A 22,282-nucleotide genomic window follows, 5' to 3' on the forward strand; every position below is an offset into this window, starting at 1 on the left:
TCGACGCCTCGGTGCCCGCCGAGCTCGCAGCGCCGCGCGTGTTGGCCGAGGCGTCCGGCGCCGACGGGGTCTGGGGTGGGTGCGTGGTGCGCACGGTGTTGAGGTTGGTGCGGAAGGTGATGGTGTCGTCGGTGTCGCGTTGCAGGGTGCCGGTGCTGATGTATTTGGTTCCGTGCTGGGCGGTGTGCAGGGTGTCGAGGATGGCTTGGGTGAGGAGGGGGTGGGGGCTGATTTCGATGAAGGTGTGGTGTGTGGTGCCGGCGTGGGTGATGGCCTGTTGGAAGTGGACGGGGTTGCGCATGTTGGTGGCCCAGTGTTGGGCGTCGAAGGTGGGCGCGGTGGTGGGGTCGGCGTAGGTGGTGGACAGGATCGCGGTGGTGGGGGGTTGGGGGGTCAGGTCGGCCAGTTGTTCGCGCATCAGGGGTTGCAGGGGGTCCATGGCCGGGTTGTGCGGGGCGACTTCGATGTTGACCCGGCTGGCGAACCGGTTCTGGGCGCGCACGGTAGTGATGAGTGCGTCGATGTGTGCGGTGGGCCCGGCGATCACGGTTTGGCGGGGGGAGTTGTAGATGCCCAGGGTGACCTGGGGGTGGGCGGCGATGAGGTCTTCGGTGGCGGCGGCGTCGAGTTCGAGCAGGGCCATGGCGCCCTGGCCGGACAGCGGGGCCATCAGCGCCGAACGGGTGGCGGTCACGCGCAGGCCCTGGGCGGGGGTCAGGGCGCCGGCGACCACGGCGGCGGCGACTTCGCCCATCGAGTGGCCGATGACCAGATCGGGGGTGATGCCATAGGAGCGCCACAGCGCGCTCAGCGCCAGCTGCATGCCGAACACCCCGAGCTGGATCTGCTCGATACCGACCAGCTCGGTGCCGGTGGCGATCACCTCGTGCAGCGAAAACCCGGCCTGGGCCACGAAATCGGGGTCCAGCTCGGCCAGCGCGGCGGCGAAGGCGGGTTCCTCGGCCAACAGCTGACGGCCCATGCCGGCCCACTGCGAACCGCGACCGGAATACACAAACACCGTGCCCGGCCCGACATTCTCGGCCGGGGCCACCACCCCTGGGGCGTGCTGGCCGGCGGCCAGCGCCCGCAACCCGGCCACCGCCGCGCCCCGATCCCGGGCCACCACCGTGCCAAAACGCGCCGCCCGCGAGCGGTGATGATTGAGCGTGTGGGCCACCTCCGCCAGCCCCACCCCGGCCCCGGCACCGTCCATCCACTCGGCCAACACCACCGCCGTGGCCGCCACCCGCTGCGCCGTCTTACCCGACACCACCAACGTCGACACCCCACCCACGGGATCGGCGTCGTCGACCGGCGCCAGTTCCGGGCCCTGTTCGATGATCGCGTGCGCATTCGTCCCGCCCAGCCCGAACGAGGACACCGCCGCGCGGCGCGGACCCGAATCCGACGGCCATTCGATGTTTTCGACGGGCACGAAGAGCCGGGTCGACGACGCGTCGATGGCCGGATTCCATTGGGAGAAGTGCAGATTCGGTGGAATTTGGCCGCGCTGCACCGCCAGCACCGCCTTGATGAAGCCGGCCACCCCGGACGCGGCCTCCAGGTGGCCGATGTTGGTCTTGACCGCGCCCAGCGCGCAGGAGCCCGCGCCGCGGCCGTAAGTGGCTGCCAGCGCCTCGAATTCGATCGGGTCGCCCAGTGCCGTTCCGGTCCCGTGGGTCTCCACGTAGTTCACGCTTTCCGGCGCCAGGTCGGCCGAGCGCAGCGCGTCGGCGATAACATCGCACTGGGCGGCCGTGTTGGGCGCGGTGATGCCGTTCGAGCGCCCGTCGGAGTTGACCGCCGAGCCGCGCACGACGGCCAACACCCGATCGCCGTCGCGCACCGCGTCGGTCAACCGCTTGAGCACCACCACGCCCGCGCCCTCACCGCGCACGAACCCATCGGCCGCCGCGTCGAAGGTGGCGCACCGTCCGCGCGGTGACAACAGACCCCATGCCGAGATGGCGATCTGGGTTTCGGGACGCAGGGTCACGCTGACCCCGCCGGCCAGGGCCAGGTCGCTCTCGCGGGATCGCAGGCTTTGGCAGGCCAGGTGGATCGCCGCCAAGGACGATGAACATGCGGTGTCCACCGCCACCGCCGGGCCGCGCAGACCCAGCAGATACGAAATCCGGCCGGCGGTGATGCTGTGCGAATTTCCCGTTCCCGTGTAGGCGTCCACGCGCTCGGGGCTGGAGGCCAGCATGGACTGGTATTCGTTGAAGTAGGCGCCGATCATCACGCCGGTTCGCGTATCGGCCAGCGAATCCGTTGGGATGCCGGCATGTTCGAGGGCCTCCCAGGCGACCTCGAGCGTCATCCGCTGCTGCGGGTCCATCGACGCGGCCTCGCGCGGCGTGATGCCGAAGAATTCCGCGTCGAAGCCCGCGATGTCGGGCACGAACCCGCCCCACTTGGTGGTCATGTGACCGGGCGTCAGGGGGTCGGGACTGTAGAACGCCTCCGCGTCCCACCGGTCCGCCGGGATCCCCGAAATCGCATTCCGGCCCTCGACCAACAACTCCCAGAAGCTGTCCGGTCCCGTCACACCGCCCGGGAATCGGCACCCGATTCCCACCACGGCGACCGGTTCCGCGGTCACCGTGCGTGCGGCGCGGGCGAATTCTTCGGACAGGGCGGTGCGCTGCTGCGCCGTCATGCCCGAGACGCGGCTGAAGAGACTGCGCATCAAGCGGGCTCCTCGGCGGTGACGGACGACGACTCGATGCGATCGAACAGGCTGTCCAACGTGCTTCCCGCCGAGGCGGATAACGCCGCGATCTCGTCGTGTCCGGATTCCGTGGTGGGCGCGACCATCTTGGTGAGCTGGTCGGCCAACGCGGAGACGGTGGGATGGTTGAACAGCATGATCGTCGAGATTTCGACACCGACCAGGTTTTCGGCCTCCCGGCGAATCGCCATGGCCATCAGGGAATTCAGGCCGAGCTCGGCGAGCGGGCGGTCGTTTTCCAGCTCCGGTTCGGGAATGCGCAACTCGCGGGCGACGATGGCGCGCAGCCCGCTTTGTAACTCCGCGCGCACCTGTGCCGACGTCAGATGTGACCAATCCCGCGCCGGGATCACCGATGCGCCCTCGGAGTCGGCCAACAGGTCGTCGACGATGCGCAGCGAGCCGCGCATCCGGTAGGCCTCGGCCAGCAGTGGCCAGTCCGCGTCCACCACCACCGGGTGCGGACCGGCCGCCGGGTTCATCGCCAACGGCAGCGCCGCGATGGCGACGTCGTCGTCCATGGGTACCAGTCCGGTTCCCACGCTCACCTGGCCGGCGTCGCCGTCGCTGTCGGCCAGGGATTTCCACAGCCCCCAATTGATCGTGGTGGCCGGAAGGCCAAGGGCGCGCCGGGCGTATGCCAGGGCGTCCAGGTAGCCGCTGGTGGCGGTGTAGTGGGCCAGCCACCGCGAACCGGTGAGGCCGGAGATCGAGGAGAACAACACGAAGTGGCGCACCGGGGTGGTCAGCGACAGCCGGTGCAGCACCGCGGCGGCGTCGAGCTTGGGCGCGAACATCGCGGCGACGTCGTCATCGGTCATCTCGTCGAGCAGCACCGGGCGTCCGGCATAGGCGGCCAGATAGATGCCTTCCAGGCGCGGCAGGTCGGCGCCGAACCGGCCGAACAGCTCGGCCATCGCGGCGCCATCGGCCGCGTCGGCCGCGACGGTGACGAGGTTGATCCCCGTGGTGGCAAGGCTTTCGGCCAGCTCGCGGAGTCGCTGGCCGGGATTGCGCGACACCGCGACGATGGTCGTGGCGCCCATGCGGGCCAGCTGGCGGATCAGGTGCGGGCCGATGTTGCCGGTGGCGCCGATGACGAGCTGGCAAGCGCCACCGTCCAACGCGACCGGTTCGATGGGCAGGGCGCGGCGCTGCAGGCGCGGGACGTGACGGTCACCCCGGCGGTAGACGACTTGGTCTTCCCCGTCGGCGCCGGACGCCTCGGCCAACACGCGCGGCGCTGCGAGCTCGGCGGGCACCGAGGCGTCGAAATCGATTATGCCGCCCCAGATTTCGGGGTGTTCCAGGGCGAGGGTGCGGCCCAATCCCCAGAGCACCCCGTGGCTGGGGTTGGCGCGGTCGCCCTCGGTGATGGGTTGGGCGTTGCGGGTGACGATGAACAACTTGGCCGGCGACGTCGCGGCGGCCACCCCACCGGCGTTGTCGCGCAAGGCTTCTCGGGCCCCGTCCGGCGCGCGTGCCGGCAACGGCAACGGCAACCACCGTCCGCTCGATGACTGGTCCTATGAGGTGGCGTGGCCCGCGCGGCCCCTCGCCGACGGAGGATCGTCGACCGCGGGCGGCGACCGGTGGCTGGTGCTGGGCGACACCGATCTGGCCGCCGAACTGAGCCGCATCACGGGTTCCCGCGTCGACGGGTGGGCTTGCACCGACGACGCGGCCTTCCTCGGCGCGCTGGACGGTGTCGACCGAGTGGTGTACGCACCGCCCGCCTCCGATGCGTCAGTCCCGTTGGCCTATCGGCTGTTTCATGAGGCGCGCCGGATCGCCGCGGCGATGGCCGCCGCGGGGTCGCCGGCCAAGTTGTTCATCGTCACCCGCAACGCCCAACCCATCACCGAGGGCGACCGCGCCAACCCCAGCCACGGGGTGCTCTGGGGATTGGGCCGCACCCTCGCCCTGGAACACCCCGAAATCTGGGGCGGCATAATCGATTTCGACAGCTCGGTGCCGGCGCAGCCGTTGGTGCGCCGGGTGCTGGACGAGGCGGCCGCGACCGACGGGGACGACCAGGTCGTCTACCGGTCCGGAGCGCGCCACGTGCCCCGGCTGCACCGGCGCCCGCTGCCCACCGAATCGGTGACGCTGGACGCCGGCGCCGGCCAGTTGGTCATCGGCGCCACCGGCAACATCGGCCCGCACCTGATCCGCCAGCTGGCCCGCATGGGCGCCGGGACCGTCGTGGCGGTGTCGCGCAATCCCGGCCAGCGACTGCGCGAGTTGGCCGAAAACCTTGCCACCACGGGAACCGAATTGGTCACCGTGGCCGCCGACGCCACCGACGAAGCCGCGATGAGGCGGCTGTTCGACCGGTTCGGCGCCGATCTGCCGCCGCTGGAAGGCATTTACCTGGCGGCGTTCGCCGGGCAGCCCGTCCTGCTGGACGAGATGACCAACGACGACGTCACCGCGATGTTCGCGCCCAAGCTCGACGCCGCCGCGGTGTTGCACCGGCTGTCTCTGGAGACGCCGGTGCGCCACTTCGTGTTGTTCTCCTCGATCTCCGGTCTAACCGGTTCGCGGTGGCTGGCCCACTACACCGCCACCAGCGGCTACCTGGACGCCCTGGCATACGCGCGCCGCGTGATGGGGTTGGCGGGGACGACCGTCAACTGGGGACTGTGGAAGTCGCTGGCCGACGCCGAACAGCAATTCGGCCAGGTCAGCATGGGATCCGGGTTGCTGCCGATGGACGACGAGGTCGCCATCGGCGCGCTGCCGCGGGTCATGAGCCAGGCCGCCGGCGTGCATTCGGTGGTGGTGGACGCGGACTGGCCGCTGCTGGCGGCCGCCTACCGGACCCGCGGTTCGCTGCGCATCGTCGACGACCTGCTGCCGGCACCGGGCGAAACGTCAACGTCGGCAAGCGAATTCCGGGTTGCCCTGGGCAAGTGCCCGCTCCAGCGCCGGCACGACATGCTGCTCGATCATGTCGGCGCGCTGGCGGCCAAGGTGATGGGGCTGCCCGCGGGCGAGTCCCTGGACCCCTCGACCGGCTTCTTCCAGCTCGGGATGGACTCGCTGATGAGCGTGACGCTGCAGCGCGCGTTGTCGGACAGCCTCGGCGAACCGCTGCCTGCCTCGGTCATTTTCGACTACCCGACGGTGTACGCGCTCGCCGACCAGCTGGCGACGATGCTGCCCGAGCTCACCGCGCCGGACACCGAACCCGACGCCGACGTCTACGACGAACTCTCCGAAGCCGAGTTGTTGGAACAACTTTCCGACAGACTAAGAGGAACGCGATGACCACCTCGACACCGGACCGCCGGGCGATCATCACCGAGGCGCTGCACAAGATCGACGATCTCAGCGCCCGGCTGGAGATCGCCGAGAAGGCGGGCACCGAACCGATCGCGGTCATCGGGATGGGCTGCCGGCTGCCCGGCGGGGTGGGAAACCCGGACCAATTCTGGCAACTGCTGCGCGACGGGCGCAGCGGCATCGTGCGGGTGCCGCCCGAACGCTGGGACGCCGACGCCCTCTACACCGACGACCACACGGTCCCGGGGACGATCTGCAACCGCGAAGGCGGCTTCCTATCCGGTTGGGAGCCGGACGAATTCGACGCGGAGTTCTTCTCCATCACCCCGCGCGAGGCGGCGGCGATGGACCCGCAACAGCGGCTGTTCCTCGAGGTCGCGTGGGAGGCGCTGGAAGACGCGGGCATTCCCCCGCACACCGTTCGCGGCACCCAGACCTCGGTTTTCGTCGGCGTCACCGCCTACGACTACATGCTCACCCTCTCCGAAGCGATGCGGCCGGAGGAACTCGACGCCTACGTCCTGACCGGCAACTCCGCGAACTTCGCCGCGGGCCGGATGGCGTATCTGCTCGGTGCCCGCGGCCCCGCCGTCGTCCTCGACACCGCGTGCTCGTCGTCGCTGGTGGCCATCCACCTGGCCTGTCAGAGCCTGCGCTGGAACGAAAGTGACACCGCGCTGGTCGGCGGGACCAACCTGTTGCTGAGCCCGGGCACCAGCATCGCCTGCTCGCGGTGGGGCATGCTGTCGCCGGACGGGCAATGCAAGACGTTCGACGCCGGCGCCGACGGGTACGTGCGCAGCGAGGGCTGCGGGGTGGTGGTGCTCAAGCGGTTGTCCGACGCGCAACGGGACGGCAACCGCATCCTCGCGGTGGTGCGCGGTTCGGCGGTCAATCAGGACGGCGCCAGCAGCGGGGTCACCGTTCCCAACGGCCCGGCGCAGCAGGCGCTGCTCCGCCAGGCGCTGACGTCGGCCAGGTTGACGCCGTCCGACATCGACTACATCGAGGCCCACGGCACGGGCACCCCGCTCGGCGACCCGATCGAACTCGACTCGCTGAGCAAGGTTTTCGCCGACCGGGACGGCCGGCCCCCGCTGGTGTTGGGGGCGGTCAAGACCAACCTCGGGCACCTGGAGGCCGCGGCCGGCATCACCGGGTTCATCAAGACCGTGCTGGCCGTCAAGAACGCGCGCATCCCGCGTAACCTGAACTTCCACACGCTGACCCCGCACGCCAGTGCGGATGTGTCGCGGCTGACCATCGGCACCGAGGACATGGAGTGGCCGGCGACGGGGCAACCCCGCCGGGCCGGCGTGTCGTCGTTCGGCGTGAGCGGGACCAACGCGCACGTGGTGATAGAGCAAGCACCCGAACGGGTTCCGGCTCCGAGTGCGGACCGGCCGGTGGTGTCGACCCTGGTGGTGTCGGGCAAGACGCCGCAGCGGGTGGCGGCGACGGCCGCGGTGCTGGCCGACTGGCTGGACGGCCCCGGCGCCGAGGTGGCGCTGGCCGACGCGGCGCACACGCTCAACCACCACCGGCCGCGGCACGCCAGCTTCGCCACGCTGGCCGCCGCCGATCGGGACCAGGCGGTCGCGGGATTGCGGGCGCTGGCCGCCGGTGAGCCGGCCCCTGGCCTGGTGGGTTGCCGCGAGGGGGCGGTGGGGCCGGGCACGGTGTTCGTGTATTCCGGTCGGGGCTCGCAGTGGGCCGGCATGGGCCGCCGGCTGCTCGCCGACGAACCGGCCTTCGCCGCGGCGATCGCCGAGCTGGAACCCGATTTCGTGGCCCAGGCGGGGTTTTCGCTGCACGACGTGATCGCCACCGGCAAGGAGCTCGTCGGCATCGAACAGATCCAGCTGGGGCTGATCGGGATGCAGCTCGCGCTGACCGCGCTGTGGCGGTCCTACGGGATCACCCCCGACCTCGTCATCGGCCATTCCATGGGCGAGGTGGCCGCCGCGGTGGTCGCCGGTGCGCTCACCCCCGCCGAGGGATTACGGGTGACCGCGACGCGTTCGGCGTTGATGGCGCCGCTGTCCGGGCAAGGCACTATGGCCGCGCTCGAGCTCGACGCCACCGCCACCGAGGCGCTGATCGCCGACCATCCGCAGGTGAGCTTGGCGATCTACGGCTCGCCACGCCAAACCGTCATCGCCGGGCCGACCCAGCAGATCGACGAGCTCATCACCAGGGTCCGCGCCCGCAACCACTTCGCCGGGCGGGTCAACATCGAAGTGGCCCCGCATAATTCGGCGATGGACCCCCTGCAGCCCCTGATGCGATCGCAACTGGCCGACCTCGCCCCACGCCCACCGGCCATCCCGATCCTGTCCACCACCTACGCGGACCTCGACAGCCGCCCGGTCTTCGACGCCGAACACTGGGCCACCAACATGCGCAACCCCGTCCGCTTCCAGCAGGCGATCGAAGCCGCGGGCGCCGCGCATCACACCTTCATCGAAGTCAGCGCCCACCCCTTGCTCACTCACGCTATCGGCGAAACCCTGTCCGGCCGTGGGGGTTCCGGCTACCTGTCCATCGGCACCCTGCAGCGCGACGGTCACGACACCCTGACCTTCCACACCAACCTCAACACCGCCCACGTCAGCCGCCCACCGCAAACGCCCCACCCGCCCGAACCGCACCCCGCGCTGCCCACCACCCCGTGGCGGCACACCCGGCACTGGATCTCCCCCACCGCCGGCGGGCACCACGCGCCGGACACCCACCCCCTGCTCGGCACCGGGGTCACCGATCCGACCAGTGGCACCCGGATCTGGGAAAGCGAGCTCGGGCCGAACCTGCTGTGGCTCGGTGATCACGTCATCGACGATCTCTGCGTGCTGCCGGGTGCGGCCTACGCCGACATCGCCCTCGCGGCGGCGATCGACGCGTTCGCGAACCCCGACGCCGGGCCCTGGATGATCCGCGATCTCAGCCTGGACCGCATGCTGCACGTCGGTGACGGCGCCGTTCTGGTGACGACACTCACCGGGGACGAGCGGGCGTGCCGCGTCGAAATGCGCACGCGCGACGCCGCTTCCGGGTGGGTCAAACACGCCACCGCCACCCTCACCCGGGAAACCGAACACGCGCTACCCCAGCCGCCGGCCGACGAACCCGCCGCGACCGCTCTCGACCCCGACGAGCTCTATGCGCGGTTGCGCATGGCGGGGCAACAACACGGGCCGGCCTTCCGCGGGATCGAGGGCCTGGCCGTCACCCAGTCCGGTGCCGCCCGCGCGGACGTGCGGTTGCCCGCGCCGGCCAGGACGGGATCCCGCAACCTGGTGCTGCACCCGGTCATGATGGACATCGCGGTGCAGGCGCTCGGGGCCACGCGCGCCGCGACCGAGCTGGCCGACGGGCAGAGCGCCCGCGAAACCCTGGTTCTTCCCGTGCGTTTCGCCGGCATCCACGTGTACGGGAACGTGGCCGACGGCGTGCGCTCGTTCGGCTCGCTCGCCCCCACCGACAATCCGGACCGGCTGGTCGGCCACGTCGTGCTGACGGATCGGGACGGTCGCGTGCTGCTCGTCATCGACGAGGTCGAGATGGCGGTGCTCAGGTCTGGCGGCGGCGCAACGGAACTCAGCGCCCGCCTGTTCGCGCTGCAGTGGGAGCCCGCCGCCCTGGACAAGCCGGCCGGGCGGCTCGGCGGCCTGCTGATGATCGGGGACACGGACAACGGCGACCCGCTGCCGCCCGCGCTGCGGTCGGCGCTGCGCGACGGCGTCGACGAGCTCGAGCTGGTCTCCCCGACCGACGCGGCGCGGCTGCGCGCGACCGTCACCCGCACCCCGTGGGACGCCATCGCCCTGATCTGCCCGCCGCGGCCCGTCGACGAATCGCTGCCCGAGAAGGCCCAGCTGGATTTGGCGCAGGCGCGCACGCTGCTGATCGCCGACATCGCGAAGACGGTGACGCGGATGGGCGCCCGCAACAGCCCTCGGCTGTTCGTCGTCACCCGCGGCGCCCAGCAGCTCGATCCCGCCGATCGGGTCACATTGGCGCAGACGGGGATTCGCGGCATCGCACGGGTGCTCACCTTCGAGCATCCGGAATTCAAGCCCACGCTGATCGACGCCGACTCCGACGGCGTGGATTCGCTCGCCGGTCTGGCCGCCGAGCTGCTCGCCGGGTCGGACCACGACGAGATCGCCCTGCGCGGCGGGCAGCGCTATGTCAACCGGGTGGTGCCCGCGCCCACCACCGGAACCGGTGCCCTCGCGCCCGAACCCCGCCGCACCGCGGTGGACCTGGACGCCGGTGGCGCCGTGCGGCTGCAGACCGACCAGCCCGGACGCCTGGACGCCCTGAACATCCACGCGGTCAAGCGGATTCCGCCGGGGCCCGGTCAGGTCGAGGTTCGCGTCGTCGCGGCGGGCCTGAACTTCAGCGACGTGCTCAAGGCGATGGGCGTGTACCCCGGGCTGGGCGGGGCCCCGCCCGTGATCGGTGGCGAGTGCGTCGGCCTCGTCACCGCCGTCGGCCCGGACGTCGACTCCGTCCGGATCGGGCAGCGCGTGATCGCCTTCGGCCCCGGCACTTTCGCCACGCACGTGACCACGCTTGCCGACCTCGTCGCGCCCGTGCCCGACGCGCTGCCGGACGGCGAGGCGGCCGCGTTCGGCATCGCCTACCTGACCGCCTGGCATTCCCTGTGTGAGGTCGGGCGGCTCGCCCCCGGCGAACGCGTGCTCATCCACTCCGCCACCGGCGGTGTCGGACTGGCCGCCGTCTCGATCGCCCGGATGGTCGGGGCACGGATCTACGCGACGGCCGGCTCGGACGCGAAACGCGACATGCTGCGCGGCCTTGGCGTCGAGTACGTCGGTGACTCGCGGAGCGTGGATTTCGCCGACGAGATACGCGACATCACCGACGGCTGCGGCGTGGACGTGATCCTCAATTCCCTTCCGGGCGAAGCCATTCAACGCGGCGTCGAGCTCCTCGCCCCCGGCGGCCGGTTCATCGAACTGGGCAAGAAGGACGTCCACGCCGACGCCGGCCTGGGGTTGGCCGCCCTGGCGAAGAGCGCCTCCTTCGCCGTGGTGGACCTCGACCTGAACCTCAAACTGCAACCGGCGCGCTACCGCCGCATGCTCGCCGACATCCTGCGGCACGTGTCGCAGGGCGCCCTGCAGGTGCTGCCGGTCACCGAGTTCGGTCTGCGCGACGCGGCCGACGCGTTCGCGCTGATGGCCTCCGGTCGGCACACCGGCAAGATCGTCGTCTCGATACCGGCCGGCGGCAGCATCGACGCGGTCGCCGCACCACCACCGCACCCGCTGGTCAGCCCGGACGGCGGCTACCTCATCGTCGGCGGCATGGGCGGCCTCGGGTTCGTCGTCGCGCGGTGGCTGGTCGAGCAGGGCGCGGGACTGGTTGTGCTGAACGGACGTTCGGCCCCCGCCGCCGACGTCGCCGCCGCGATCGCGGAGCTCACCGCCGCGGGGGGCCGCATCGAGGTGGTGACCGGCGACATCGCCGAGCCCGGCACGGCCGATCGACTGGTGCGGGCGGTCGAAGACGCCGGCTTGCGGCCCGCCGGAGTCCTGCACAGCGCCATGATCCTCGACGACGAGATCGTGCTGAACATGTCCGAATCGGCCGTGCGGCGCGTGTTCACCCCGAAGGTCGCGGGCAGCTGGCTGCTGCACCGGGCCACCGCGCACCTGGATCTCGACTGGTGGTTGACGTTCTCGTCGGTGGCCTCCCTGCTGGGCGCGCCCGGCCAGGGCGCGTACGCAGCCGCCAACTCCTGGGTCGACGGCCTGGTCGCCCACCGGCGCTCCGCCGGGCTACCCGCCGTCGGAATCAACTGGGGCCCATGGGCGGAGGTCGGCCGTGCCCAGTTCTTCGCCGACCTCGGCGTCGCGATGATCACGGTCGAACAAGGCCTGGAAGCGATGCAGCTGGCCCTGGCGGCCGACCGCGCGCGCACCGGAGTGTTCAGCCTCGACGCGCGGCAGTGGTTCCAGTCCTTCCCCGCCGCGGCCGGTTCGTCGCTCTTCGCCCACCTGCACGACTCGGCCGGCGAACGGCGCGCCGGTGGGGGTGCCATCCGTGCCGAGCTGGACGCCACCGACGCCGGTGAGCGCCCGGCCCGCCTCGCGGCCGTGATCGCCGACGAGATCCGGGCGGTGTTGCGCTCGGCCGACCCGATCGATCCCGGCCGCCCGATGGAGTCGCTCGGCCTCGACTCGCTGATGGCGCTCGAATTGCGCAACCGGCTCGAATCCAGCCTGGGCACAACGCTGCCGGCCGCCCTGGTCTGGGCGTACCCGACGATCACCGACCTCGCGGGCGCACTGTGCGAGCGGTTGGGTTACGCGTCACCGACCGACGAGGAGCGTCACCCCGACGGGGAGGCCGAGCTATCGGACGAGGAGATGGAATTGCTGTCCGATCTGGTGGCGGCGAGCGAGCTGGAGACCGCGACGGGGGGCGGCGAGCAATGACGAGCATCGCCGAACGCGCGGCGCAGATGTCGCCCAAAGCCCGCGAGGTCCTCGCCCGTGAGCTCGTGCGCGCGGGCACGGCGTTCCCAACCGACATCGCCGAACCGGTGGCCGTGGTCGGCATCGGCTGCCGGCTGCCCGGCAAAGTGTCTGGGCCGGAGAGCTTTTGGCAGCTGCTGCTCGACGGCCGCGACGCCGTCGGCGAGGTGCCCCCCGACCGGTGGGACGCCGACGCGTTCTACGACCCCGACCCGCAGGCGCCGGGCCGGATGACGACGAAGTGGGGTGGTTTCGTCGACGACGTCGCGGGTTTCGACGCCGATTTCTTCGGCATCACCCCCCGCGAAGCGATCGCGATGGACCCGCAGCAGCGCATCCTGCTCGAGGTCGCGTGGGAAGCGCTCGAACACGCCGGCATGCCCCCGGATTCGTTGAGCGGCAGCCGAACCGCCGCGCTGATGGGCGTGTCGGCATGGGACTACACCATCCTCAACCTCGAGCGGCGTGCCGAGATCGACGCGTACCTGAGCACCGGTAACCCGCACAGCGCCGCGGTGGGCCGGATCTCCTACCTGTTGGGGCTGCGCGGCCCGGCGGTGGCCGTCGACACCGCCTGCTCGTCGTCGTTGGTCGCGATCCATTTGGCCTGCCAGAGCCTGCGGCTGCGGGAAAGCGACACTGCACTCGCCGGCGGCGTGCACCTGTCGCTGTCCCCGTTCACCAGCATCGCCCTGTCCAAGTGGTCGGCCCTGTCACCGACGGGCCGGTGCAAGACCTTCGACGCCCTGGCCGACGGGTTCGTGCGCAGCGAGGGCTGCGGCGTGGTGGTGCTCAAGCGGTTGTCCGACGCCACCCGCGACGGCGATCGCGTACTCGCCGTGGTCCGCGGTTCGGCCATCAACCAGGACGGCCGGTCCAACGGCATGACCGCGCCGAACGCGGCGGCGCAGCGCGACGTGATCACGACCGCCCTGCGCCAGGCCGACGTCACGGCGGACAGCGTCAACTACGTCGAAACCCACGGCACGGGAACCGTACTGGGCGATCCGATCGAGTTCGAGGCGCTGGCCGCGACGTACGGGCTTGCGAAAGGTCAGAGCGAGGGCGGCTGCGCGCTCGGGGCGGTCAAGACCAACCTCGGGCATCTCGAGGCCGCCGCCGGGGTCACCGGATTCATCAAAGCCATCCTGGCCGTGAACCGGGGAGTCATCCCACCGAACCTGCACTTCACCCGGTGGAACCCGGCGATCGACGCGTCGTCGACCCGCCTGTTCGTGCCGACCGAGGGCACCGCATGGCCGACGGCCGGCATCCGCCGGGCCGCGGTTTCCTCGTTCGGCCTCAGCGGCACCAACGCGCACGTGGTGGTCGAGCAGCCGCCCGCCCCGGCGGACCCGCAGGCGCGCCCCGCGCCGACGGTGTCGACGCTGGTGGTGTCCGGCAAGACCCCGCAGCGGGTGGCGGCGATGGCCGCCACGCTCGCCGACTGGCTGGGCGGCCCCGGCGCGGCGACGCCGCTGGCCGACGTCGCGCACACGCTGACTTCCCGCCGGGCACAACACCCTTGGCGCGCGACCGTGGTGGCCCGCGATGGCGCCGCCGCGGTGGCGGGGTTGCGCGCCCTGGTCGCCGGCGCCCCGGCGCCCGGGGTGCAGGGCCCGGTCGAATCGACCCGCCGCCCCGGCACGGTGTTCGTCTACTCCGGCCAGGGCGCGCAATGGGCCGGCATGGGCCGCCGGCTGCTGGCCGACGAGCCCGCCTTCGCGGCGGCGATCGCCGAGCTGGAACCGGATTTCGTTGCCCAGACCGGCTTTTCGCTGCACCAGACGCTGGCCGAGGGGCGAGCGGTCGCCGGCATCCAGAACATCCAGCCGGTGCTGGTGGCCGTCCAGCTCGCGCTGACCGCGCTGTGGCGCCACTACGGGATCGAGCCCGACGCGGTGATCGGGCACTCCATGGGTGAGGTTTCCGCCGCGGTGGTGTCGGGGGCGCTCACCCCGGCGGAGGGGCTGCGGGTGATCGCCACCCGGTCGGCGCTGATGGCCCGGTTGTCCGGGCAGGGCGCGATGGCGTTGCTCGAACTCGACGCCGAGGCGGCCGGGGAACTGATCACCGACCACCCGCAGGTGACGCTGGCCGTGCACGCCTCGCCGCGCCAATCGGTGATCGCCGGCCCACCCGATCAGGTGGACGCGGTCATCGCGGCCGTGGCCGCCCGCAACCTGCTGGCGCGCCGCATCGAGGTCGACGTGGCCTCCCACCACCCGATCATCGATCCCATCCTGCCCGAATTGCGTTCGGCGCTGGCCGATTTGGCGCCCAAAACACCGACCATCCCGATGATCAGCACCACGAGTCCGGCGCCCGGCCCGTTGCTCGACGCCGACTATTGGGCGGACAACCTGCGCAACCCGGTGCGCTTCCATCAAGCCGTCAGCCAGGCCGGCGCCGAGAAGCACACCTTCATCGAGATCAGCCCCCACCCGCTGCTCACCCACGCCATCGCCGACACCCTCGGCGCCGCCGCGCACGCCGTTGGCACCCTGCACCGCGACACCGACGACACGATCACCTTCCACGGCCAGCTGGCCGCCGTCTCGCCTCACCCGCCCGCCACGGACCGCGGTCGCCTCGCCGAGCTCCCGGTGACGCCGTGGCAGCACACCCAATTCTGGGTCGCCGACCGGTCCGGGATGTCGGAGTCGGTCGCCGGCCACCCGCTGCTGGGGACCCACGTCGAAGTGCCGTCCAGCCACGATCACGTGTGGCAGGCCGACGCCGGCACCGCGGTGTCCCCCTGGCTCGCCGACCACAAGGTGTTCGGGCAAGCCGTGCTGCCGGGCGCGGCGTTCGCCGAGATCGCCCTGGCCGCCGCGAGCGAAGCGCTGGCCGTCCCCGTTGGCAGCGTGTCGATCAACCAGCTCGAAGTCGAGCAGATGCTCAACCTCGGCGACCACACGCGGCTGACCACCCAGCTGACCCGGGGCGCCGACGACAAGACCCGGATCGAGATCTACTCGCGGTCGGGCGGCGGCTGGACCAGGCACGCCACCGCGCACGCCGAGACCCGGGCGTCGGACGCCCCTCCCGACGCGCCCCCACCCATCGGAGACGCCGGACCGGCGATCAACCCCGCCGACCTGTACGGCGTGCTGCGCCACGCCGGCCAATACCACGGCCCCGCCTTCGCGGCGCTCGCCGAGATCCACCGGCTGCCCGGCGGTTTCGTGGAATCCGAGATCGTCCTGCCCGACGAGGCGCCCCGGCATCCGGGTTTCCGGCTGCATCCGGTCCTGCTGGACGCGGCGCTACAAAGCCTGGCCGCCGCGATGCCGGACGACGAACTCGCCGGCTCCGCCGAGGCCAGTTATCTTCCGGTGTCCTTCGACGCCATCCGGGTCTACGGTGACCCGGGCCGGCGGGCCCGCTGCCGGGCCCAGCTGAGCAATCTCGACGAGGGCGGCGTGGGCAAGCTCGGCCGGATCATTTTGACCGACGACGCCGGGACGGTCACGGCGGAGATCAACGACATCTATCTGCGTCGCGTCGAACGCCGCAGCGTGCCGCTTCCGTTGTCGCAGAAGGTCTTCGACACCACCTGGGTGACCGAGCCGATCGCCGCCGGGCGGGACGAGACCCCCGGCAGCTGGCTGGTGCTCACCGACGGCGGTGCCGCCGACCGCGCGGAGGCCTTCGCCGCGGGCTGGCGCTCACCGGCACGCCGGCTGGTCACCGCCGACCTGCACGACGAGGCCGCCGTGCTCGCCGCGTTCGCCGACACCGCGGGCGACCCCGCGCACCCGCCCGTCGGCGTGGTCGTGTTCGCGGCACCCAGCCCCGGCGTCACGGACGGCGGCATCGACCAGGCCCGCGAAACGGTATGGGCGGTCTCGACCGTCGTCCGCGCGATCGTCGGCGGCTGGCACGGTCAATCACCGCGGCTCTGGCTGATCACCGAGGGCGGCCTCGCCGTGCACGACGAGGCCGGCCAGCCCGGGGTCGGCGCGCTGAAGGGCCTGGTGCGGGTCCTTGCCTACGAGCATCCCGAGCTGCGCACCACGCTGGTCGACCTCGAGGCCCACGGGGACCCGGGGGCGCTCAATACCGAACTGGCCGCGGCGATCTCGGGCCCGATGGACGACATCGTCGCGTGGCGGCGCGGCCAGCGCCACGTCGAGCGGCTCACCCGGGCGGTCATCGGCGAACCCACCATCCGAGACGTCGTCCGCCGCGGAGCGTCCTACATCGTCACCGGCGGACTGGGCGGCCTGGGCCTGGTCATGGCGCGGTGGCTGGTGGACGGCGGCGCGGGGCGGCTCGTCCTCAACGGCCGCAGCGAACCGTCGGAGCAGCAGCGCGCGGTCCTGGCCGAGCTGGAGCGCGGCGCCGAGATCGTGGTGGTCACCGGCGACGTCGCGGCCGAGGGCGTCGCCGAAGAGCTGGTGGCGGCCGCGGGCGAGACGAACCTGCGCGGCGTGTTGCACGCGGCCGCCGTGCTCGACGACAGCCTGGTGTTCTCCATGACAAAGGACAGCGTCGAACGGGTGTGGGCGCCCAAGGTCATCGGGGCGCTGCGCCTGCATCAGGCCAGCACGAACTGCGAATTGGATTGGTGGCTCGGGTTTTCCTCGACCGCCTCCATGCTGGGCGGGCCGGGACAGACCTCGTACGCGTGCGCCAGCGCGTGGCTTGACGCGCTGGTCGATTGGCGGCGGGCGGCGGGATTGCCTGCGGCGGTGATCAACTGGGGCCCGTGGGCGGAGGTGGGGCTCGCCCGCGCGTTGACCGGCGGCGCGCTCGATCCCATCACGCCCGCCGAGGGCACGGCGGCCATGGAGCCGCTGCTGGCCAGCGGCAGGTGCCACACCGGCGTGGGCCGGCTGCGGCCCGACCGGGCGCTGATCGCGTTCCCGGAGATCCGCAACCTCGGCTACTTCACCAACGTGGTCGCCGAGCTGGAAGCCGCGGGTGACGGCGGCGACTGGGCCGGTCCCGAAGCGCTGACCGGACTGGAACCCGGTGCGGCGCAAGCCCTGATGACCGAGCGGCTGCGCGCGCGCATCGCCGCGGTCATGGGGTACGCCGACAGCTCGGCCATCGACCCCGGCGTACCCCTCATCGAGTTGGGAATGGATTCCCTGATGGCCGTGCGAATTCGCAACTCCGCCCGCGCCGACTTCGGGGTCGAACCGCCGGTGGCCCTCCTGCTACAGGGCGCCTCGTTGCACGACCTCACGGCCGACCTGGTTCGCCAGCTCGGCCTGGCCGGCGACGGGCAGGCGGACGAGCAGAAAGACGCGGTTCGCGACCGGGCGCAGCAGCGCGCGGCCGCGCGCCAACAAGCCGCACTGCGGCGGAAGCGAGGACATCAAGCATGAGCACCAACGGGTCAACGGACCTGCCGCCCAACGCGATCGCGGTGGTCGGCATGGCCGGCAGGTTCCCCGGCGCCAACGACGTCTCAACATTCTGGGACAACCTGCGCCACGGCAAGGAGTCGATCGCCACGCTGTCCGAGCAGGAGCTCAAGGCCGCAGGCATCCCCGACGAGGTGCTGGCGAACCCGGCCTACGTGCGGCGCGCCCCCCTCGTCGACGGGGTGGACGAGTTCGACGCCGAGTTCTTCGGGTTCCCCCCGCAGTTCGCCCGGATGCTGGATCCCCAGCACCGGCTGTTCTTGCAGTGCGCGTGGCACGCGTTCGAGGACGCCGGCTGCGACCCCGCCGAGTTCGACGGCTCGATCGGCGTTTTCGGGACCAGCTCCCCCAGCGGCTATCTGCTGCACAACCTCTCGTCGCACCGCGCCCAGGACGCCTTCATGGGGACGGGCCTCAACTTCGAGCAGTTCAACCTGTTCCTGCAGAACGACAAGGACTTCCTGGCGACCCGGGTTTCGCACCAATTCGATCTGCGCGGGCCCAGTCTCACGGTCCAGACCGCATGCTCGTCGTCCCTGGTGGCGGTCCATCTGGCGTGCCAGAGCCTGCTCAGCGGCGAGTGCGACATGGCCCTGGCCGGCGGGGTGTCGCTGTCGGTCCCGCACCACGTCGGGTACTGGAACTCGCCGGGAGCCATGGTGTCCGCGGTCGGCCACTGCCGCCCGTTCGACGTGCGGGCCGACGGCACCGTCTTCGGCAGTGGCGTGGCCATCGTCGCGCTCAAGCCCCTGCAGGCCGCCCTCGACGCCGGCGACCGGGTGCACGCCGTCATCCGCGGATCGGCGATCAACAACGACGGATCGATGAAAATGGGCTACGCGGCGCCGAATCCGGCCGCGCAGGCCGACGTCATCGCCGAAGCCCACGCGGTCGCCGGCATCGACTCCGCGACCGTGAGCTATGTCGAAACACACGGAACCGGCACGCCGCTGGGCGATCCCATCGAGGTCCAGGGGTTGCGATCCGCCTTCGCCGTCTCGCAGACCCCCCGCCCGGGCCCCTGCGTCCTCGGGTCGGTCAAGTCCAACATCGGGCACCTGGAGGTGGCGGCCGGTGTGGTGGGTCTGATCAAGACCATTCTGTGCCTGCAGCACAAGGCGATTCCCGGCACGCTGCACTTCACCAGCCCGAACCCCGAGCTGCGTCTCGACGAGACCCCGTTCACCGTGACCAGCACCTACGACGCGTGGGAGTGGGACGGCGTGCGCAGGGCCGGGGTCAGCTCGTTCGGGGTGGGCGGCACCAACGCGCACGTCGTGGTGGAAGAGGCGCCCCCCGCCCCCGAGCGAGTGGCGCCCGCGGGTCCCCAGGTATTGCTGGTCTCGGCGCAAACCGCGGCGGCGCTTGACGGCTCGCGCGCCGCCCTCGCCGACGCGTTGGCCGCCCCGGGCGGCCCCGAACTGGCCGACGTCGCCCACACCCTCACCGGGCGCCGCAGGCACCGGCTCACCATGGCGGCCGTGGTGCACGACCGCGAGCACGCGGCCACGGTGCTGCGGGCGAGCGAGCACGACAACGCCTTCGTCGGCCAATCCCTGGACGGTGAGGCGGCCGCCGCCGATCGCGTCGTGTTCATGTTCCCGGGCCAGGGCGCCCAGCACGTCGGCATGGCCCGGGGCCTGTACGACACCGAGCCGGTGTTCGCCGAGCATTTCGACGCGTGCGCGGCGGGATTCGGCGACGAGATGGGCACCGATCTGAAGGCGCTGATATTCGGCGACGCCGCAACCGATCTGGAGCGGATCGACCGTTCCCAGCCCGCCTTGTTCACGGTCGAATACGCGCTGGCGCGGTTGGCCGAACACTACGGGCTACGCGCGGGGGCGTACATCGGCTACAGCACCGGTGAGTACATCGCGGCCACGCTGGCCGGGGTGTTCGACCTCGAGACGGCGATCAAGCTGGTGGCCTTGCGCGCCCGCCTGATGCACGAGTCCCCGCCCGGTGCCATGGTCGCCGTCGCGCTGGGTCCCGACGACCTCGCGGAGTTCCTCACCCCCGGGGTCGACCTGTCGGCCGTGAACGATCCCGGCAACTGCGTGGTCGCCGGCCCCAACGACGAGATTCGCGCCTTCACCCAGCGGCTGCGCGAGCGCGGCATAACCGCCCGGCGGGTGCGGGCCACCCACGCATTCCATTCCAGCGCAATGGATTCCATGGCCGCCGAATTCGGTGAATTCCTGTCCGGTGTCGAGCTTCGCCGCCCGGATACGCCCCTGCTCAGCAACCTCACCGGGACGTGGATGACGGACGAGCAGGTCACCGACCCGGCCAGCTGGGCGCGCCAAATCAGTTCCACGATCAAGTTCGCCGACGAACTCGACGCGCTGCTGACCGATCCCGACCGGGTCCTCGTCGAAGTCGGCCCCGGGGGCAGCCTGACGGGCTCGGCGATGCGGCACCCGAAGTGGTCGGACGGCCACCGCGCGGTTCGACTGATGCGGCATCCGATCCAGAACACCGACGACCGGGACACCTTCCTGCTCGGGCTCGGCCAACTGTGGGCGGCCGGGGTGCCGGTCGACTGGGAACCGCTGACCGGGCCGACGCCGACTCGGGTCTCCCTACCCGGTTACGCCTTTGCCCGCGAACGGCATTGGGTCGATCCCAAACCGCTCGCCTGGCTCGAGCGCCCCGCCGAGGCGCCCGGGGCGCCGGTCGCCGCCACCAACGGCGCCGCCCACGGCGACGCGTCGGCGAACGGGCAGTCGCACACCGAGGCCACGCTGCGGCAGATCTGGATGCAATGCCTGGGTCTGAACTCGATCGGCCGCAACGACAATTTCTTCGACCTCGGCGGCGACTCGCTGATCTCGATCGGCATCGCGACCAACGCCAGCAACGCCGGGCTGGACGTCACGCCGCAGGATCTGTACGGCAACCCGACCTTGGCCACCCTGGCGGCCCACGTCGACGCCAAATACGCCGCGGGCTCGTTGGCGAAACCGCCTGAGGCCGCCTCGTTCCCGGCCATCCCGCCGGGGGTCGCGCGGTTCCTCGAGACCGGCGTGCGGCAGCCGGGCCGCTGGCGGATCCCGCTGATCCTGCGCCTCGACGCGGGTGTCGGCGTCGACGACGTCCGCGCGGTCCTCACCGCCTTGGCCAATCACCACGACGCGTTGCGCCTCGAGCTCGTCGAGCGGGCCGGCATCTGGGAGCAGCGCATCGCGGCGCCACGGGAATTCGACCGGCTCTCCTCCCGGACGCTGCCCGACACCGAGCCCGAGGCGCAGCGCGCGGCGCTGCTCGACATCGTGGCCGAGCTTTCGGCCCACGGCGATCTGTCCGCACCGCTGACGGCGAGCCACATCCGCGGCCCGCACGGCGCGTGCTATCTGGTGCTGTCCCTGCACGAGATCGTCGCCGACACCACCTCCCGCGAAATCCTGGTCACTGACCTCTTCACCGCCTTCACGCAACGCGTTGCGGGCGAGGAGATCTCGCTGCCCCCGGCGACCACCTCGTGGCGGGATTGGTCCCTGCGGGTCGACGCCCTCGCGACGCACCCGGCGGTCCTCGAGACGCGTGACTTCTGGTTGGACGGCGCGATGCGGCCGACCCTGCGGCCGGCCGACGCCGAGGCGACCGAACCGCCGCGCGCTGACGACCTAGCCAAGGTGTCGACGGCGCTGACGGTCGAGCAGACGTCCGAGGTCGACGACGCCCGGCGCGCGCTCGGGTGGTCGGTGGACGAGATCCTGCTGGCGGCGCTGAGCCGGACCATCGCCGAGACCGTCGGCGCCGGCGTGGTCGCCGTCGACCTGGAAGGGGCCGGACGTTCGGTGCTGCGCCCGGATGTCGACCTGCGCAGAACAATCGGGCGGTTCACCACGATCTATCCGGTGCCGCTGCGCTGCGCCACGCCCGACGATACGGGCGCCCCCGAGCTGCTGACGGCCGTTCGCGACACCCTCAAATCCGTGCCGCACTATGGGATCGGCTACGGGCTGCTGCGGTATCTCTACGCGCCCACCGCGCGGGCGCTGTCGGCCGCGCACCCCGCGGATGTTCACTTCCGCTACATCGGCGTGGTTCCCGAGCTGCCGCCCATCGATGCGCCGGTGCAATTCGACTCCGACGCGGCCATGCCCGTGCGCGACGCGATTCCGGGCCTGGGTCATGCCATCGAGTTGCGCGTCTACCGGCACTCCGGCGTGCTGCACCTCGATTGGTGGTACGACACCCGCCGGGTGCAGGGGGCGCGCGCCGAGGCGCTGGCGCGGTGTTTCCCGCTGGCGCTGCGGGCGCTGATCGGCGACGCCATCGCCGCCGGGGACGCCGACATGGGCGGGCAGCCGGTGGAATTGGCATTGGTGGACCTGTCGGCCCTGGACGCGGGTTGAGGGGGG

The 22,282-nt window shown here is 71.4% G+C and carries 4 protein-coding genes and 2 pseudogenes; 4 read left to right on the forward strand and 2 right to left on the reverse strand.

Features of this window, described 5'->3' with window-relative positions; genetic code table 11:
* On the reverse strand, nt 1-2,698 hold a 2,698-nt coding region (locus A5680_RS20850), incomplete at its 3' end, for a type I polyketide synthase (RefSeq protein ID WP_156675192.1).
* Nucleotides 2,695-4,167, reverse strand: a pseudogene (locus tag A5680_RS20855) (beta-ketoacyl reductase); the annotation flags it as partial. The pseudogene A5680_RS20855 and the gene A5680_RS20850, both read right to left, overlap by 4 nt.
* A 55-nt stretch (nt 4,168-4,222) precedes the next feature.
* On the opposite strand from A5680_RS20855, the pseudogene A5680_RS20860 reads away from it, so the two are divergent.
* The 4 genes and pseudogenes from A5680_RS20860 to A5680_RS20875 all read left to right on the forward strand — a co-directional run.
* Nucleotides 4,223-6,010 (forward strand): annotated as a pseudogene (locus tag A5680_RS20860) (beta-ketoacyl reductase); the annotation flags it as partial.
* On the forward strand, nt 6,007-12,495 hold the full coding sequence (locus A5680_RS20865; protein WP_067822691.1) for a type I polyketide synthase: 6,489 nt from the start codon (nt 6,007-6,009) through the stop codon (nt 12,493-12,495). The pseudogene A5680_RS20860 and the gene A5680_RS20865, both read left to right, overlap by 4 nt.
* Nucleotides 12,492-17,873 (forward strand): type I polyketide synthase, encoded by a 5,382-nt coding sequence (locus A5680_RS20870; RefSeq protein WP_067822695.1) that lies wholly within the window; start codon nt 12,492-12,494, stop codon nt 17,871-17,873. The genes A5680_RS20865 and A5680_RS20870 overlap by 4 nt, the downstream gene beginning before the upstream one ends.
* The gene (locus A5680_RS20875) at nt 17,870-22,276 is read left to right on the forward strand and encodes a type I polyketide synthase (RefSeq protein ID WP_067822698.1); all 4,407 of its coding nucleotides are present in this window, start codon (nt 17,870-17,872) and stop codon (nt 22,274-22,276) included. The genes A5680_RS20870 and A5680_RS20875 overlap by 4 nt, the downstream gene beginning before the upstream one ends.
* The last annotated feature ends 6 nt before the right edge of the window (nt 22,277-22,282 follow it).

The organism is Mycobacterium sp. E2989, from assembly GCF_001667595.1.
Classification (GTDB): domain Bacteria; phylum Actinomycetota; class Actinomycetes; order Mycobacteriales; family Mycobacteriaceae; genus Mycobacterium.

Bases quoted from the DNA above. Each gene is read 5' to 3' on its own strand.
- A5680_RS20865 (WP_067822691.1), top strand. From the start codon at position 6,007: ATGACCACCTCGACACCGGACCGCCGGGCGATCATCACCGAGGCGCTG.
- A5680_RS20870 (WP_067822695.1), top strand. From the start codon at position 12,492: ATGACGAGCATCGCCGAACGCGCGGCGCAGATGTCGCCCAAAGCCCGC.
- A5680_RS20875 (WP_067822698.1), top strand. From the start codon at position 17,870: ATGAGCACCAACGGGTCAACGGACCTGCCGCCCAACGCGATCGCGGTG.